A 16,578-nucleotide genomic window follows, 5' to 3' on the forward strand; every position below is an offset into this window, starting at 1 on the left:
AAAGGATCCAGAAAGATGGGTCTCCTTATCCTTCAACCGCACAACGGTTCGGCCCTGTTTCCATTTCTTTTTTCTTTTCTTCTTCCGGGCTTATTTTTCCCATATTCGTCTTGCGAATATCTTCATAAGCATTTGGTTGGGGTGGTAAATTTTCTGCAACCATTTTCCTGAATTGGCCCTCATCATCCACTTGTAGGCTTGAATTTCGCTGATAAAGGTCGCCCAACCTAGCTGATATTAGTCCACCTTTACCAAGTTCTTCTGCAAAGGAGTAATGTGCCGGAAGAACTAATAAGTCCTCCGATAATTCTTTGTAACGATTATAAAGTGTATTGCGTAAGTCGTTAACCCAATCTTCTGCTAAACCAGCTAAATCAGGGCGTCCAATGGACCTAACGAAGAGAATATCTCCTGTCAGTAAATATTGGTCATCAATTAAGAATGAAGTACTCCCGATAGTATGTCCCGGCGAATAGATTGGTTGAACTTTTACAGTTCCTCCTACCTGAATATCATTTCCTTCCTCCATTGGTGTGTATTCAAATGTAACTTCTGTAGCATCTTTAGGAGGTAGGTGGTATGTTGCTCCAACCTTTTCTGCTAGTTGACGTCCTCCAGAAATATGGTCCGCATGTAGATGGGTATCGAGTACGTGTGTAATCTTTACTCCTCTTTCCTTAGCAAACTCTTCATAGATGTCCGTCATTCGATTGGAATCAATGATTGCCGCTTCCCCATTTACTTCAACAAAATAGGACAAGCATCCCTTTCCTAAACGAACAAATTGATAAAGCGTTCCTCCTCCACTTAAATCGCCTACCTTAATAGGTTCTAGGTGTTCACTCCATAATTTCATACCGCCTTCGAGACTATACACATTAGAGAATCCCTCATCCTCCAGTAATTCTGCAACCATTTCGGAGGAGCCTCCTTTAGCGCAGACAACGATGATCTCTTGTTCTTTCTTAAGCTTTCCTGCTACTGGATCCACACCATCAAGCAAGTTAAAGTATGGTTCGTTGATTACCTCTACTTTACCTCCTTCTATTTTCCAGTTGTCAAATTCGTCCGTATTTCGTACATCTAGAATGAGTGATTCTTCGTGTTGAATGACCTTCTTGGCCAATTCTTTTGTGGTCATAATTTTAACCATGTATATCCTCCTAGCGATTAAAAAGTCAAGGTGATATTAGCGTCCTTCGCATACTCAATAAATGTCGCAGCACCACCTACTTCAATTCCCTCTAAAAATGCATCCTTTTCTAAGCTCATTACATCCATTGTCATTTGACAACCTATTAGTTTAATTCTTAATTCTTGTGAGATTTCCACTAACTCTTCTATGGACGGAACATTCGCCTGTTTAAACCCTTCCTGAAAATGTTCCTTTCCTTCTGGTAATGGCAGGTTTTTATGAGCTTCCTTATGAATAAGATTTAAACCTTCAAATGTAAAAAAAATCCCTACTTCTGCATCTGATGCTGCAGCTGCTGTAGCGATATTAAATACTTTATAAGCATCAAAAAGTGATCCATTTGCTGCAATAATTGCAACTCTTGTATTTGCCATGAATTATCCTCCATTAATTATATCCTTTTAACTGGGCCTTACCATTTACTTATCCCAGGAACCACATTTTTCACATGGTCAAAACCTTTTTCGGTTAACATTTGAGCCGCTAAATCACTGCGATTTCCAGTCCGACAAATAACATGAAGGTCTTTATTTTTGTCAATTTCATGGAAACGCTTCTCCAATTTACCAAGTGGTATGTTAATTGCATCGGGAATATGTCCAAATGCATATTCAGCAGGTTCTCGAACATCCAAAACCGTAATAGACTCCTCCCCTTCAATTTTATTTCGAAGTTCCTCCAGATCTATTATAGTTTCGTGTTTGGTCTCTTCCTTAGTTTCCGCTTCTGAAGCTTTCCGTATATAATGCTTTAAGACATCCCCCTCTTCAACGGTTCCTAAATATTGGTGACCTGTACTTTCTGCCCATGCCTTCATATCAGCAGTTGATCCCTTATCGGTTGCTTGTACTTCTATAACATGTCCTGGTTCTAAATTAGTAATGGCTTTCTTAGTTCTAACGATTGGCATTGGACAGGCTAAACCCTTTGCGTCCAGTATTTCATTCGCTTTAAAATCCATAACGAATCCTCCTTTATTTCTCTACTTCATCTTTCCAAGCCAACATTCCACCAGTCATATTTGTTAAGTCATACCCTTTACCAATTAGAAAGTTACATGCGTTACTACTCCTCCCTCCAGATTGTCAGACCATATAATGATGTTTATTTTTATCAATCTCATCAATTCGTTCCGGTATTTCTCCTAATGGAATATGTTTAGCTCCTGGGATTTTGCCTTGAGCAACCTCTTCATCTTCACGAACATCAATAATACTTACCTTTTCTCCTGCTTTTACTTTCTCAGCTAACTCTTCTGCAGAAATTTATTTCATGGTATAGACCTCCTTTTTGATTCAATTGTTATAGTCTCCAAAAGAATTTTTTCTAATTACCTGATTGGGTATTTTTTATAATACAAATTGTTTATTTAACAATATAAAAACTCATAAACGTTATTCAAACACGAATATGAGCTTTCACCATGTTCTTATTCATTTTTCCTTCGTAATACCATGACTATCACTGGAACAAGTAATAAAGAAATGATACCACTTCCTATTGATAAAACAGCAAAACTTGAGCCTGCTACAACCATACCAGATAATGCTCCACCAGCTGCACCTGATAATGCGATGAGAACATCCACTGTTCCTTGAGTTCTAGCTCGATTTAATGGTGTAGTACCATCCACAATTAATGCTGTTCCACTAATTAAACCAAGATTCCAGCCTAATCCCAATAAAATTAAAGCAATCGTTAAAATAGCTACCGATTCAGTTGGAGCAAAAGCAGCTAGAAGTCCAGCTAGTAGTAAGGTGATAGCAGAAGCGATGGCCATTTTCTTTCGACCAACTTTATCAATAAGAACTCCAGTTACAAGTGAGGGTAAGTACATGGCTCCAATATGAAATCCAATAATTAACCCGACTGCGGATAGTCCATGACCATGCTCCTCCATATGTACTGGAGTCATCGTCATGACTGCAACCATGACAATTTGCGTGACGACCATGACTACCGCACCAATCGTAATGGTCCGTTGATTTAGTTTCGGATTTTCTACCAATTTGGGCTTGGTTGATTCTTTACCCTTTTCTTTATGAATAGCAAGAGCTTGAGCAACTTTAAGCGGATCAGGACGAAGCAATATAAGGAACACAAGACCAGCTAAACTGAATGCTGATCCAGCAAGGATAAATGGCCCAGCTAATGCTGGTACACCAATTGACAGCGCAAAATTGCCCATCACATCAACTACATTTGGTCCTGCTACAGCACCAAATGTAGTAGACACCATTGCCATACTAATAGCGGTTGCTCGTTGTTTATCACTAGCTAAATCGGTTCCGGCATAACGAGCCTGTAAATTTGTTGCAGTCCCTGCACCATAAATAAATAAAGCGATAAAAAGCAGGATTACATTGTTATATATAGCGGCAAGTACAACACCTAGTGCACCTATGCCACCAGTAATAAAGCCGGATGCAAGGCCGACACGACGTCCAAATCGTTGAGAAAGATTTCCAACAATTAACGATGCTCCGGCAGACCCTAGCGTTAGTAATGCTATCGGCACTCCTGCCAATGTATTAGAACCTAGCATATTTTCTGCAAGTAAAGCACCAACTGTAATGCCAGCGGCCAAGCCCGCCCCACCAAGAACTTGCGCAAAAATAATAATGGCTAATGTACGTTTATATAATTGTTTTTGTTTTTCAGAGTTATCGATGTAAGACTGGATTAAATTTGTTTGTTTAACCATACTAATATCCCCCAGACGTCCACTTTTTTATACCCTTATGGGTATACTTGTAATCTATCTCATTATATATCTAGTAATTCAACTTTGCAATATACCTTTACAGTTATATATTCTTGTGGGTAGATACAAAAAAGCCGATTCTAAAGTGAAATCGGCTGAACATATTTTGAACAATGACTGACGATTAGAATTTTAATTTTTATTCAAACCTAAACTGTTTTTGGCCATTTGTACATATTCATCCAGTCCAGAGATTAATGCGAACTCGGCTATATCAACAGGGAATGCTGCAGTTAATTCAATGATATGTTCTTTTATCTTTGGCCAGTGGTATCCGCCTGCTTCTTTGTAAGCCTTAATCAGTTTTTCAAGTCCTTCTTCACCAAACACACTATAATGTAGCACAAAATCCTTCGAAATATCCGCTACCTTGGCTTCGGTCCAATCAATTAAACCTGTTACTTTAGCTTCCTTATCAACGAGAATGTGACCTGGGTGTATATCTCCATGAATTAATCCAGTTTCCTTAGGCCACATTTCTTCGTCATTCACCCATTTCTGCCACCTGTTCCATAATGCCTCTCCCACTCCAAATTTCTCCTTCACGGCATCCATACGCTTTTTCATGGTTAGTCTTACTTCATCCGGTGTTTGCACTACAATCCCAGCCTCTTCTGCTTGATCACTTGGTATTCCATGAAGTGTTGCCAATACATTACCAAGTGACCGATGAAAATCTTCTGGAACATTTTTTTCATCAATCTCAAAAACATATACTTTGCGTTCAGGATCTATCGTACCAGCTGGAACACCTGTTAACTTCCTATACGAAATCAATTCTTCGGTGTAAATTTCCCAATTTGGCGCTTCAAAGCTGGTGTGTGCGTTCACAAGATCCAATGCCATCTTTTCTGATTTCGTTCTTGGGAATACATCTGGACGCCTTGGAAGACGTAGCACCCATTCTACTTCTTCTTGATCAAAAGCAAAAACAACCTGAAAATCCAATCCTGATTCATTAAATACAAGAGTATCCTCTTTTAAATGAAGCCCATGTTTTTCTGCAATTTTCATTACCTCTTGTTTTGATTTACTCATCGATTATCACCCTCCTAATCGTGGTGCGAAATCTCCCATCCAACGTTCTACTCCCAGACTAATTTTCTTCCTGCTGTATTCTTTATATTCAACATCCGATGTATTTATCCTTGTTTCTTTAACACGTATTAATAAAGGCGCTTATCCTTTTTGGGGAAAGCGCCTACTGTGTTAGTTATTGAACTTTAGAATAACAATACCATTATAGATTTACTGTTCAAACCTTCTGTCGATAAGAGAAATAATACATACTTAATGGCCACCATAGTACTGCAAATATCGGATAGACAGCCCAAATGGCATCCGGTGAGAAAAAGACATTAACACTGATAAGAAATAGACTAATAAATAATGCAGCATTCACGGAAAATGCAAAATACGCTTTTCTCTTGGCATGATATAGAGAAAGTGGCCACCAAAGAATAAGAAAGGCAGGAAAAATCGCCCACGGGTAAGCTGGTGCTAAATAAACATTTAAGAGTACGTAGTATAGGGTAAAAATCAAACTCATCGATATTGCCACAGTCATGTTTTTATTCCTTGTTCCAAGAACCGTAAGAATCGGCCATAGTACAATCGGTGCTATCGTATACAGGACCCATGGATAATCAGGGGTACTGATATAGTTCTCCAACACTAAATATACAAGCAAGATAAAACTACCAACTAATGAAAACAGGATTTGCTTTTTTTCTATGATCGCGTATATTCCAAAAGGCAGCAGTAGAAGTAATAGAACGGGATAAATAAACCAAGGATATTCCACACCTGTTACGTAATTAACCACAATTAAAAAGAGAATCGTCAATACACTTCCAGCGGCAACAAAACGCCATTCGTATTTTCTCATATTACTTGCTCCCTTTTACCTTAGACCATCTATAGTACATGGAAAGTGGCCACCATAATACGGCAAATGTTGGATAGACAAACCAAATCACGTCAGGTGAATAGTACAAATTAATGAAAACGAATAATCCAATAATTAACAAAGTCCCCCAAATCGAATAGTTTAAGCTGAGCTTTCTCCCCTTTATATCAGACTTCTTTACAGGTGTGTAATCCTCAGTGATTCCAAGCTCTTTCTTAATGTCACTGATATCCCCAAAGTCAACAATTGCTTTATTAATTGCATCCTCTTCTTCTTTGCCATGTTCCATTAAGTCCCATACTTTTTCTTCCAGATTTTGAAGTACCTCTTGCATCACAACCTCTTTTTGATTACTTTCCGGAATGTCTTTAAACAACTCATGTACATGCTGTGTTAGCTTTCTCAATTAAATCCCTCCATAAATATATTCATAATTTCCTTTGTTTCTTCCCATTCTTCAACAGTCTCTTTAAAATAAGCTTTTCCCAGTGTTGTAATGCGATAATATTTCCGTTTACCACCCTTTGACTCGCTCCCAAAATAGGATTCAATTAATTCCTTTTTCTCCAACCGTTGAAAAACTGCATACAAAGTTGCTTCCTTTATCTGAAATCGCTCATCCGTACGTTGACTAATTTCCTTCGATATTTCATAGCCATAACGATCCTTTTCCATGATTAACCGTAAGATAATCGAATCCAAATGACCTCGAATGATATCACTTCTAATCAAGGTACCACCCCTTCCTACACTAAGTACCCTACCACATAGAATACTATCTGATAGAGTAATCATAATATACTGTACTCGGTCTGTCAAAGTAATTTTTAATTATTATTGTAAAATTTACAAAGTTAACCATTGTAAAAAGGCACCAGAGAACCTGAAGCTCCCTACTGCCTTTACGAAATTATCGTTATTCACTTACTATAGACTGGGTCAAGTGCAGAACCTGCTTTACCACCTAGTCCTAGTGATTTTGTCTTTTTCATCACCAACCCATTATAATTTCCTACCCTTAAAATTAATCCCATCATTTTCAAATCGTAAATTTTCATCAAACGGCATCACATAACAGTCAAAATCGATATATTCCGTCTGGATCTGATGAGCGAAACTAATGAGCTTCTTATTCAATGTAAGTATTGGCATCTGACCATTTTCTACGTGAAGGACTACTTGAATGTGGGAAGTCAAATCATACTTTTTCCGCAGCTCATTTATGACAAATATTTTACTTCGTAGCTTTCCGACGATTTGGTTCATGACATCTTCTAAATCAACGTTTTCCTGATAACCTGTTTCTAACTCCCAACTGGTTTGTGTATAATATCTTCTAAAATCAGGATTAATCTTCCCATTGGGAGGAATAATTTCATCCCCTTTTTTAACTGTGTTTGTCGGTTCAATCCCTAGTTTTTCGGTGACTTCCTCCAATGGGAAATCATCTCCATAGAGACATATATAAACCTGAATCTCCGTTTTCTTCTCAATTAGCTCGATTACGCCAGTTTGAATAAACTGCTGCACAATTTGCACGATTGATCTCATCGTATCAATATTAAGTTCCGGATAAATATCTTCGAGCAGGTCACCCCCATTTACATGCGCAACAATTAAATGCTCCTTCTCCTCTACTAATTGAGCACCTTCTTCCTGAATAAGGTCTCCAGAATCCCCAAATAGAACAAGTCCTTTATTAGGCCGATTTAACAAGGCCTGAAGCACATTAGAATGATTAATATCGGGCGAAAACCAAACGGCCTGTATATTCGGATATACCTGATGGGTGAGAAAATAAGCAGCAACTGTCGACCCTAATCCCATTGAAACAAAATGGATTGTTTCATATTCATGCTGTTGCAAAAAAGTGATAATCATCTCATTTACAATCACTGGTAATTTTTCCTCATCAATATCTTGAGAAGTATACAGGAGTTGGAGCGAATCAAAACCTTCATTCCAGTAAATGTGATTAGTATACCAAAACAAAGGTCCCTGCGTCGTATATGCTTTACTTGGTAATAAGATTACTAGCTTTGTAGACTTTTCCGTTCGATCCATCCAAATATAGGGAATCGTAACCCCATGCGCTTCCATGTTTCCTTTATGATTTGGCAATACATTTCCTCCTAAAGATGTCAAAGATAGCTCTATTATAATACTTTTTTGAACGCATAGAATACGATTATTACTAATCTGATAACCAACATCTATATGCCTTATATCTTTGAAATAACCCTAACGTAAGGAATCTAGCTATTTATGTTAAAATAAATATAGAAATTTCTGTAAGGTTAGTTCGTAATCAGATCAGCATATATGAAAGTAATCGAAAGTCTGAAGTGTATTGAAACAGCATTGAGGTGAGTGTATGTATTGGGTGCTCGTAAGTGAACGATCAGATGAGTATGAAATTAGCATTGATAAGGTACCACCAATTATAGAATCTCATAGCCTGTATATGGATCAAGGTAGCTTTATTCCAGATAGACTGCCGACAATTGATATCCCCTTTACTCAGCATATTGAGGAACGGAAAACGGATAACATTATTGTACCTACTAGAATGGGTTTATTCGTAAACGAAAAGGTCAAAAGTATCTTCGACAAGCTAGGTATTCGTAATATCCAATATTTCAAGGCTCGTCTAATCCAACAGAGCACACAGATAATAAACGAGAATTATTACATAGCTAATGTTATTGGTAAATATGCCTGTGTCGATCATCAAGAATCGGAGCTGGAGTATTTTGATGATGGTGATATTCAATTTATTGATAAGTTGGTGCTGAATTTGGAGGAAGGGAATGACCATGGTCATATTTTCCGCCTCGCAGAATTTCCTGCATTGCTGATGATAAGCCAGCAATTGAAAGACATAATAGTAGACAGCAATATCACTGGTTTTAAAATTTATAACCCGGCAGAGTTTTCACTATAATTCGTGAAAAGTTATATTTTTCCGTAATAAAGCGTATTTCAATACGTTTTATTATGGATTAACAAATTTTTTAGAATACGAAACAGCATTAAAAAATGGGGTACTAAATCTATGCAATTTAGCACCCCTTTATATTAAATCTTGTTTGCGTTCATTAAAAGTGAGCTAATTATCCTTTTGATTTCTATTTTTGAATGAAGAATTTGTGGTTGAAACCTATTAGAATTAAATCAAGTGCCACAATAAGTCTGATATGGCTGATTCGATGGCTCTGGAGGTTTTGCATATTCCTCCTGTTCAGTAGCGTACGTGTAAGGGTTAGCAAGAACCTTTAGTAGACGCCCCATTACACTGTAGTCAGATTGTTCTACTGCAGCTTCTAGCGCTTCCTCAACCCGGTGATTTCTAGGAATTACAGCAGGATTATTGTTTCGCATCACTTCAAGGGATACTTCTTCACTTTCTTTTTGCCTTCTCAGTCTTTCTTTCCATTCTCCAAACCATATCTTAAAGTCTTCCTTATCTAATAGCCCAATATCCGCAATTCTATTTACGGTTAAACCACGGAAGGTATTCGTATAATCAGCGTTGTATTTTTCCATTAATTCATAAAGACTCTCTATTAAGGCCTTGTCTTCTTCCTCTTCATTCAGAATACCAAGTTTTTTCCTCGCTCCAGATAACCAGTATTCATGATATAAGCTAGAATAGTTTGATAAGGTATCCTCTGCTATCTCGATAGCTTTATTCTTGTTCTCGTGCAGTAACGGTACCAACGCTTCAGCAAATCTGGTTAAATTCCAAACTCCAATCCTTGGTTGATTCCCATAAGCATAACGCCCTTGTTTATCAATAGAACTAAATACGGTTGCCGGATTATATTCATCCATAAATGCACATGGGCCATAATCAATCGTTTCCCCACTAATCGTCATATTATCTGTATTCATCACACCATGTATAAACCCGACCAGTTGCCATTTAGCAATAAGGCTAGCTTGACGTTCTATAACGTTTTCAAGAAATAATCGATACGGATTGTCATTCGCTGCTAATTCTGGGTAATGGCGACTGATCGTATAATCCGTAAGGGAGCGTAGTTCTTCCTTTGTCCCCCAATTTGCTGCATATTGAAATGTTCCGACACGAATATGGCTTGCAGCTATACGGGTAAGAATTGCACCTGGTAATGGCTTTTCCCTCATTACTGTCTCTCCAGTTGTGACAACCGCTAAACTGCGAGTAGTAGGGATACCAAGTCCATGCATGGCTTCACTAATGATGTATTCTCTCAGCATAGGGCCAAGTGTTGCACGACCATCGCCTCCACGTGAATACGGAGTTCTTCCTGAACCTTTTAGCTGTACATCGTATTGTTTACCTGATGGCGTCATCTGTTCACCAAGCAATATAGCTCGACCATCCCCTAGCATCGTAAAATGTCCAAATTGATGTCCTGCATATGCTTGAGCAAGTGGCTTTGAGCCCGGAGGTATGTCATTTCCAGTAAAAATTGCTGCACCATAACTATTATTCAGCTCCTTCTCATTTAAGCCTAAATATCCGGCTAATGATGTATTAAACGCCACGATTTTTGGGGATCGTACCGAATCCGCCTTGTTTCTTGAGAAGAATTTATCAGGTAAACTGGTATAACTATTGTCCAGTTCCCAGCCTATTTGATTGGGGTCTTCTAAATTTTTCATTTTTTATCTTCCTTTACATTAAGAATTCTATAAACAAATGCGCATTTATTCCAAAGGCGCTAACTCCTCTTCCGTTAACCATTTGTGATTGACCGCTTCCTGCCCATCAGCTGTTGTAAAATTCACCATATAAACCGTCGTTTTTTCAGAAGAGATAATCTCCTGAACCGTACCTTCCATGCCCATCATATGATTCGCAGTTGTCTTCACTTCCGTTCCTGGTTGTAAAGGTTCATCGCCTACTTCAACAAACTCTTCGTGAACGATGCTATATAGCGTAGTTTGAGCAGAATATTATTAGGAATACATCATAAATAAGAGTCATTCTCCTATTTGGAATGGAGAATGACTCTTATCTATTTTTATTTAATTCTGTTCATCATCCGAATAATCTGGGGAAACAGACCTCCGAATGAATAGTGCAACGACAAAAGCAATACAAGCCAGAGCTAACGCAAACCAGTAAGCATGATGAACACCTAATGTCATGGCATCATTTGTTACTTGCTCCGTAACTGGTCCAGATACCTCTCGTAGATAGGATTTTTCCCCATGAGTCATAATACTTACAAATACCGATACGCCTAGCGCACCTGCGACAGGCTGCAATGTGTTTGAGATTGCTGTCCCATGTGGATATAAGTGCTTTGGTAACTCATTTAAAGCATTTGTTTGCGATGGCATCATGATTGCTGAAATCGAAACCATTAATAATATATAGACAAGGATAAACGCCCAGACTGGCACAGACGGTGATATATTACTAAAGAATATCATGACGCCAATAATCACAATTGTACCTGGGATGATAAGCTTCCTCGGTCCAAATTTATCAAATAACGTTCCCATCACCGGTGACAGCAATCCATTTAATATCGCACCAGGTAAAAGCAATAGCCCAGTCAATTTCGCTGAATATTCAAGAGGTCCCTGTAAGTACATTGGCATGACAATCTCGGAAGCAAACATTGCCATAATAACAATCACAAATATAATAATACCTTTAGTATAATTTTTATATTTGAATACGCGAACATCCAATAAAGGCTCCTCTAACCTCAATTGACGAATAATAAATGCCACCATACTAAGTAAGCTAACTACAATAATGACAATGATATTCGTTGAAAAAAGTCCAGCCGCTTCATGTCCCGCACTACTAAAGCCATATACAAATCCGCCAATTCCAATCGATGAAAATATGATGGAAATGACATCTACTTTAGGGCGAGTAACTTCCCCGACATTTTCTAAATACTTCCAAGCAAAAATAATAGAAAATAACGCAAATGGGATTACGATAATAAATAGCCAACGCCAGCCTAATAGATCCACGATTACCCCAGATAATGTAGGCCCGATTGCAGGGGCAAACATTATAACCAAGCCAAAAGTTCCCATAATCTTACCACGAACCTCAGGACGATAGAGTAATAACAAGGCATTCATGATAACAGGAATTAATAATCCTGTTCCGACAGCTTGTGTCATTCGCCCAACCAATAGCATCGGAAAGTTAATTGCACATGCTGCAATCGTTGTTCCAATTAAGAATATTGTCATGACACTAATAAACATTTTTCGTGTTGTAAACCACTGGATCAATAGTGCTGAAATAGGCATTAAAACACCCATAACCAACATAAATCCAGTCGCCATCCATTGTACTGTTGGACGACCAACACCAAATACTTCCATTAGCTCCGTTAAAGCTATGTTCAATAAGGTTTCATTCAAAATAGCAAAGAACGCACCAATCATGAACGTTACTAATATTAATCTCGAATTTATCTTTGATTCCATCTGTTTTCCTCCGGCATTCTAAAGACTGTTCATTCCCTTTTGAGTACATTAGTATAACCCATTGTATACTGTATGTCATGTAAAAGATTTGTAAAGTACTCGGTGTATTTCATACTGAAAATTTGGAGCCCATTATTGATTAAAACAGCACCAAATGCCCACTAGGCCGAATACTGTATAGGGAGCTAGTGGAGGTGATTCGAATGCACGGTTTATTCCAAGACAGTCCTACTAATCGAGAGAATTTAAACGAGTGGGAAAGAGCTACAATTGAAAAATTTGAGATAAAAATGAAGGACAAGAAAAATCCATTTCCATGTATCCCTGCTACAATTGGATTTTCAACCAATCAACTTCGATACGGTTATGTCGGTGACCCAAGAATAGAAGCAACGGTCAATGAACTAGCGGTTATCTTAAAGGCTTTCACAGAGAAATCAAAAGAATTCGGGGATTACACTTCACTGATTATATTTTATCAGCTACCAAAAGACATGGAGGAAACATATTCAGTTGAGGATTACGAGCGATTGTTTTGGCAACAGCTCAGTCAACTGACAGCTGTTGATGAAATCAAATGGCCAGAGGATATAACGATAGAGGCACATGACCCGAGTTGGGAATATTGTTTTCACGGAGAAAGATATTTCATGTATTGTGCAACACCTGCACATTCCAATCGAAAGAGTAGACATTTTGATACGATGATGCTCGCCATTACCCCTAGATGGGTTCTGCAAGCCTTTAACAAGTCAGAAGTACGGGCTAAGAAAATAAAGGATAGTATCAGAAAACGACTGAAAAACTATGATGCTATCGACGTACATCGCGATTTAAATCGTTATGGTGCAGCTGATAATTACGAGTGGAAGCAATATTTTTTGCGGGACGAAGATACTGGTCTTACCAGATGTCCTTTTCATAGACAATTGAAATGTATTCGTTAAGAAACTATCGGAATTCAAAATACTAGTGTATTGACTTATCACCCCCTTAGGTGGAACTGTCCTAAGGGGGGGATTCAGGTTCTGGTTTAACTATTTTTTTCGATTTACCTTAATCAATAAATAAATAAAATAAAGACCGCCAATAGCAGAAACCACTAATCCTACTGGTATCTCGGAAGAACCTAAAACATTCCGACCAATTGTATCAGCAATCAGAAGGAGTAATGCTCCAATTAGAGCAGTAGCTGGTAACATAAGCTGGTGATTTACTCCGATGATCTTTCTAGCTATATGTGGCGCAACTAATCCTAAGAAAGCAATTCCACCACCAACCGCAACACAGGAACCTGCCAACGCAACTGAAATTGCCAATAAGATACGTCTTTCTCTTTCCACTGCTACTCCGATACCTGTTGCAACATCATCACCTAAGGTAAGTGCATTTAATTTGGTCGCCCGAATGATTGCTAACGGAATCAGTAGGACTACCCAAGGTATGATTGTCAGTACGTATCTCCAATCTGCTCCCCAAATACTACCAGACAACCAAATTGTTGCTTGCATAAAATCATCCGGATTCATTTTCAATTGAAATACGATTAGGACAGCACCAAGTGCAGCATTTATCCCAATTCCCACTAATATCAACCGCATTGGACTAATGCCATCCTTCCACGCTAGTAAATAGATGAGCAATGCTGCCAAACTACCACCTATAAGCGCAGCAAACGGCATAACAAAAATGGATAACGTATTTAATGATGTAATTGAACCTTGAAAAAAGAAAATAAATAAGACAACTGCCAAGCCAGCACCAGTATTAATTCCAATAATACCTGGATCTGCTAAATCGTTTTGCGTAATACCTTGAAGAACCGCACCAGCAATTGCTAAACCAGCTCCTATCAACAACGCAAGCACCATTCTTGGTAATCGAAACTCAAAGAGGATGAGCTGCTGTTGATCCGTTCCTGCGCCAAAAATCGTTTTGACTACATCTAGTGGACCCAAACCAATATACCCAAGATTCAAACTCACAAAAAAACAAAGAAGTATTAGGAAGAACAATACACTTAAAACAATTATTGGGTTTCTTTCTTTCCTTTTCAATGCACCCACTTACATTCCACTCCTTTCTCGGCGAGCCAAATAGATAAAAAATGGCACACCAATTAGTGCTGTAATTGCGCCTATTGGTGTTTCGTAGGGCGGATTGATTGTTCTACTAACTAAGTCTGCCAGCACTAATAGCAAAGCTCCTAATATAGCTGAGCATGGTATTATCCAACGATAATCCACCCCTACTAAGGCCCGTGTAATATGTGGTGTAACTAGTCCAACAAAGCCAACCATACCTGCTATTGATACTGCTGCACCGGTAAGAAGTAATACAGCAAACGCAGCTAGGACTTTTATTATGGTAGTCCGTTGGCCGAGTCCAATCGCCACACTATCTCCTAGGCTAACAACCGTAATCATTCGACCTAAACCAAATGCCAGGGATAGCCCAATGATCGCAATTGGAATCAAAATTTGAATGTTGACCCAGCTCACTCCAGCAACTCCACCCGCATACCAAAAGCTAATGTCCTGGGCGACATTAAAATAGATGGCAATCATGGTAGAGAGCGAATTTAAGAACGCCGTTACGGCTGCACCAGCTAATGCAAATTTAGCAGGTGTTAACCCGCCCTTTGCCAAGCTTGCAATTAGCAAAACAAATCCTGTTCCTAGCCCTGCACCAATAAATGACCAAATCATGAAACCAACAGATGAGGTTCCAGGAAAAAAAGCAAAGGCAATCGCAAGCGTAAATGCTGCTCCAGTCGTCACCCCCATAATGGAGGGAGACGCTAATGGATTTCTTGTAATGCCCTGCATCAAGGAACCAGAAACCGCCAAAAATGCGCCAATAAGCGCTGCGGCAATTGCCCTTGGCATACGCAATTCCCTAATGATTTGATGTGCGGTTGAATCTGGATTATACTGAAACACGCTTGCCCAAACCGTTTTTAATTGAATATCTGCCGCACCAAACGATATCGATAACGCCATGCTTAGCAGCAATGCAATGACACCGAAGAACAGAATTAAGGTAACAATGAATGAACGAGACCGTAAATTATTTCGATGTTTAGCTTTGTCTGTCTGTTTAACACACCCATTTTTTCCTCTCATCATGTCTAATCCACCTTCATCCACCAATATGGAATCTCATATATTCCTATTGGTTTAACACCTTTTATTTCATGATTTGTTTAATTAGTTCTCGATTACGGTCCTTGAAGATATCATTATGCGATGAAACTAAGCCACCTTTATTGGCCTTTGGGTGCAAATATTGCTTAGCATGATTCACTGCATTACCAGCATCATGAAATGCACCTGCAATGAGGTGTAATTTCCCTTCATGCCCTAGAACATCACCAGCAGCATAAATCCCTGGAATATTCGTGGCACTTGTCACTTCACCAGCAATAAACCACTCATTCATCATGGCAATTTCTAACGCACTATTTTGGATTAAATCCTTTTCACGGATGAAGCCATGATTAATGATGACGTCTTCCACGTCTATGTAGTCGATTTCACCCGTTTTATGATTCGTTAGTTCAACCCGCTCAATTGAATCATGTTTTGTATTTGCGATTAATTTCGTAATGGTTGTATGGAAAAAGCATGTTGCAGTGCTATTTAGTAACTGCGTAATATGTGCTTCATGGCCAGTAAATGCTTCGTTTCGATATGTGACATATACTTTTTTCGCAATTGGTTCTAATTCATTTGCCCAATCAATCGCCGTATCTCCACCACCCGAAATTAACACAGTCTTATCTTTAAATCGCTTTAGCGATTTAACCGTGTAGTGCAAATTATTAACTTCAAATCTCTCTGCACCCGTTATATCAATTCGCTGTGGTTTAATAATGCCACCACCAATTGCGAGAATGACGGTTTTGGAATAATGCTTTTGTCCTGATGCACCATGAAGGGTGAAAACTCCTGAATCATCACGAGAAATGGACGTAATTTTTTCATTTAAAACTACGGTTGGTTCAAAGGTTAATCCTTGCTGGACTAATTGTTCAATAAGTTTTTCACCTAATAACGGCGGAATTCCCCCAACATCCCAAACCATTTTCTCTGGATACACATGCACCTTGCCACCCAGTTCTGCCTGATACTCAATAATCTTCGTTTTCATTTCCCTAAGTCCACTATAAAAGGCCGAGAAAAGGCCTGCTGGTCCGCCTCCAATAATGGTGACATCAAATATCTCATTCTGACTCATTCTACTCACCCTCCATTA

Annotated in this window: 18 protein-coding genes; 2 read left to right on the top strand and 16 right to left on the bottom strand. The window is 38.7% G+C overall.

From position 1 onward, the window contains the following. Positions 1-25: 25 nt before the first annotated feature. From ABC228_RS12490 to ABC228_RS12535, 10 genes are all read right to left on the bottom strand, one after another. Positions 26-1,153 (bottom strand): MBL fold metallo-hydrolase, encoded by a 1,128-nt coding sequence (locus ABC228_RS12490; protein WP_345825474.1) that lies wholly within the window; start codon positions 1,151-1,153, stop codon positions 26-28. 17 nt (positions 1,154-1,170) lie between these two features. Next, complete coding sequence (locus ABC228_RS12495; protein WP_345825475.1) at positions 1,171-1,569, bottom strand: DsrE/DsrF/DrsH-like family protein; 399 nt, start codon at positions 1,567-1,569, stop codon at positions 1,171-1,173. A 38-nt stretch (positions 1,570-1,607) separates the two neighbouring features. Beyond that, a complete protein-coding gene (locus tag ABC228_RS12500) occupies positions 1,608-2,156 on the bottom strand; it encodes a sulfurtransferase TusA family protein (protein ID WP_345825476.1) in 549 nt (182 codons plus the stop codon). 13 nt (positions 2,157-2,169) lie between these two features. Continuing rightward, positions 2,170-2,460 (bottom strand): rhodanese-like domain-containing protein, encoded by a 291-nt coding sequence (locus ABC228_RS12505; protein ID WP_345825528.1) that lies wholly within the window; start codon positions 2,458-2,460, stop codon positions 2,170-2,172. A 164-nt stretch (positions 2,461-2,624) separates the two neighbouring features. Beyond that, complete coding sequence (locus ABC228_RS12510; protein WP_345825477.1) at positions 2,625-3,899, bottom strand: MFS transporter; 1,275 nt, start codon at positions 3,897-3,899, stop codon at positions 2,625-2,627. A 192-nt stretch (positions 3,900-4,091) separates the two neighbouring features. After that, positions 4,092-4,997, bottom strand: a complete 906-nt coding sequence (locus ABC228_RS12515) for a macrolide 2'-phosphotransferase (protein WP_345825478.1) — start codon at positions 4,995-4,997, stop codon at positions 4,092-4,094. Between the two features lie 217 nt (positions 4,998-5,214). Then, positions 5,215-5,847: a hypothetical protein gene (locus ABC228_RS12520; RefSeq protein ID WP_345825479.1), complete on the bottom strand. Its 633-nt coding sequence runs from the start codon at positions 5,845-5,847 to the stop codon at positions 5,215-5,217. 1 nt (position 5,848) lies between these two features. Further along, on the bottom strand, positions 5,849-6,274 hold the full coding sequence (locus tag ABC228_RS12525) for a permease prefix domain 1-containing protein (protein WP_345825480.1): 426 nt from the start codon (positions 6,272-6,274) through the stop codon (positions 5,849-5,851). Beyond that, entirely contained in the window at positions 6,271-6,600 is a 330-nt protein-coding gene (locus tag ABC228_RS12530; RefSeq protein ID WP_345825481.1) for a PadR family transcriptional regulator, read from the bottom strand. Before ABC228_RS12530 ends, ABC228_RS12525 begins: the two co-directional genes overlap by 4 nt. Positions 6,601-6,870: 270 nt before the next feature. After that, positions 6,871-7,989, bottom strand: a complete 1,119-nt coding sequence (locus ABC228_RS12535) for a DUF4279 domain-containing protein (protein ID WP_345825482.1) — start codon at positions 7,987-7,989, stop codon at positions 6,871-6,873. Between the two features lie 253 nt (positions 7,990-8,242). Between ABC228_RS12535 and ABC228_RS12540 the strand changes: the two genes are divergently transcribed. Then, positions 8,243-8,812 (top strand): imm11 family protein, encoded by a 570-nt coding sequence (locus ABC228_RS12540; RefSeq protein ID WP_345825483.1) that lies wholly within the window; start codon positions 8,243-8,245, stop codon positions 8,810-8,812. Between the two features lie 230 nt (positions 8,813-9,042). Here the strand turns inward: ABC228_RS12540 and ABC228_RS12545 are convergent, their stop codons facing one another. From ABC228_RS12545 to ABC228_RS12555, 3 genes are all read right to left on the bottom strand, one after another. After that, entirely contained in the window at positions 9,043-10,518 is a 1,476-nt protein-coding gene (locus tag ABC228_RS12545; protein WP_345825484.1) for a protein adenylyltransferase SelO, read from the bottom strand. Between the two features lie 45 nt (positions 10,519-10,563). After that, entirely contained in the window at positions 10,564-10,728 is a 165-nt protein-coding gene (locus ABC228_RS12550) for a DUF1541 domain-containing protein (protein ID WP_345825485.1), read from the bottom strand. A 156-nt stretch (positions 10,729-10,884) separates the two neighbouring features. Then, positions 10,885-12,321, bottom strand: coding sequence for an MDR family MFS transporter (locus ABC228_RS12555; RefSeq protein WP_345825486.1), 1,437 nt, complete (start codon positions 12,319-12,321; stop codon positions 10,885-10,887). A 203-nt stretch (positions 12,322-12,524) separates the two neighbouring features. Between ABC228_RS12555 and ABC228_RS12560 the strand changes: the two genes are divergently transcribed. Then, a complete protein-coding gene (locus ABC228_RS12560; protein WP_345825487.1) occupies positions 12,525-13,268 on the top strand; it encodes a YqcI/YcgG family protein in 744 nt (247 codons plus the stop codon). 90 nt (positions 13,269-13,358) lie between these two features. Here ABC228_RS12560 and ABC228_RS12565 read toward each other — a convergent pair whose 3' ends face one another. From ABC228_RS12565 to ABC228_RS12575, 3 genes are all read right to left on the bottom strand, one after another. Further along, positions 13,359-14,378 (bottom strand): FecCD family ABC transporter permease, encoded by a 1,020-nt coding sequence (locus ABC228_RS12565; RefSeq protein ID WP_345825529.1) that lies wholly within the window; start codon positions 14,376-14,378, stop codon positions 13,359-13,361. A gap of 9 nt (positions 14,379-14,387) precedes the next feature. Further along, a complete protein-coding gene (locus ABC228_RS12570; RefSeq protein WP_427902228.1) occupies positions 14,388-15,449 on the bottom strand; it encodes a FecCD family ABC transporter permease in 1,062 nt (353 codons plus the stop codon). 61 nt (positions 15,450-15,510) lie between these two features. After that, positions 15,511-16,560: an NAD(P)/FAD-dependent oxidoreductase gene (locus ABC228_RS12575; protein WP_345825488.1), complete on the bottom strand. Its 1,050-nt coding sequence runs from the start codon at positions 16,558-16,560 to the stop codon at positions 15,511-15,513. Between the last annotated feature and the right edge of the window lie 18 nt (positions 16,561-16,578).

The organism is Ornithinibacillus xuwenensis, assembly GCF_039614845.1.
GTDB classification, from domain to species: Bacteria; Bacillota; Bacilli; order Bacillales; family Amphibacillaceae; genus Ornithinibacillus; species Ornithinibacillus xuwenensis.

Coding starts and splice junctions, on each gene's coding strand:
- ABC228_RS12490 (WP_345825474.1), bottom strand. CDS start 1,153: ATGGTTAAAATTATGACCACAAAAGAATTGGCCAAGAAGGTCATTCAA.
- ABC228_RS12495 (WP_345825475.1), bottom strand. CDS start 1,569: ATGGCAAATACAAGAGTTGCAATTATTGCAGCAAATGGATCACTTTTT.
- ABC228_RS12500 (WP_345825476.1), bottom strand. CDS start 2,156: ATGGATTTTAAAGCGAATGAAATACTGGACGCAAAGGGTTTAGCCTGT.
- ABC228_RS12510 (WP_345825477.1), bottom strand. CDS start 3,899: ATGGTTAAACAAACAAATTTAATCCAGTCTTACATCGATAACTCTGAA.
- ABC228_RS12515 (WP_345825478.1), bottom strand. CDS start 4,997: ATGAGTAAATCAAAACAAGAGGTAATGAAAATTGCAGAAAAACATGGG.
- ABC228_RS12520 (WP_345825479.1), bottom strand. CDS start 5,847: ATGAGAAAATACGAATGGCGTTTTGTTGCCGCTGGAAGTGTATTGACG.
- ABC228_RS12540 (WP_345825483.1), top strand. CDS start 8,243: ATGTATTGGGTGCTCGTAAGTGAACGATCAGATGAGTATGAAATTAGC.
- ABC228_RS12545 (WP_345825484.1), bottom strand. CDS start 10,518: ATGAAAAATTTAGAAGACCCCAATCAAATAGGCTGGGAACTGGACAAT.
- ABC228_RS12555 (WP_345825486.1), bottom strand. CDS start 12,321: ATGGAATCAAAGATAAATTCGAGATTAATATTAGTAACGTTCATGATT.
- ABC228_RS12560 (WP_345825487.1), top strand. CDS start 12,525: ATGCACGGTTTATTCCAAGACAGTCCTACTAATCGAGAGAATTTAAAC.
- ABC228_RS12570 (WP_427902228.1), bottom strand. CDS start 15,449: ATGATGAGAGGAAAAAATGGGTGTGTTAAACAGACAGACAAAGCTAAA.
- ABC228_RS12575 (WP_345825488.1), bottom strand. CDS start 16,560: ATGAGTCAGAATGAGATATTTGATGTCACCATTATTGGAGGCGGACCA.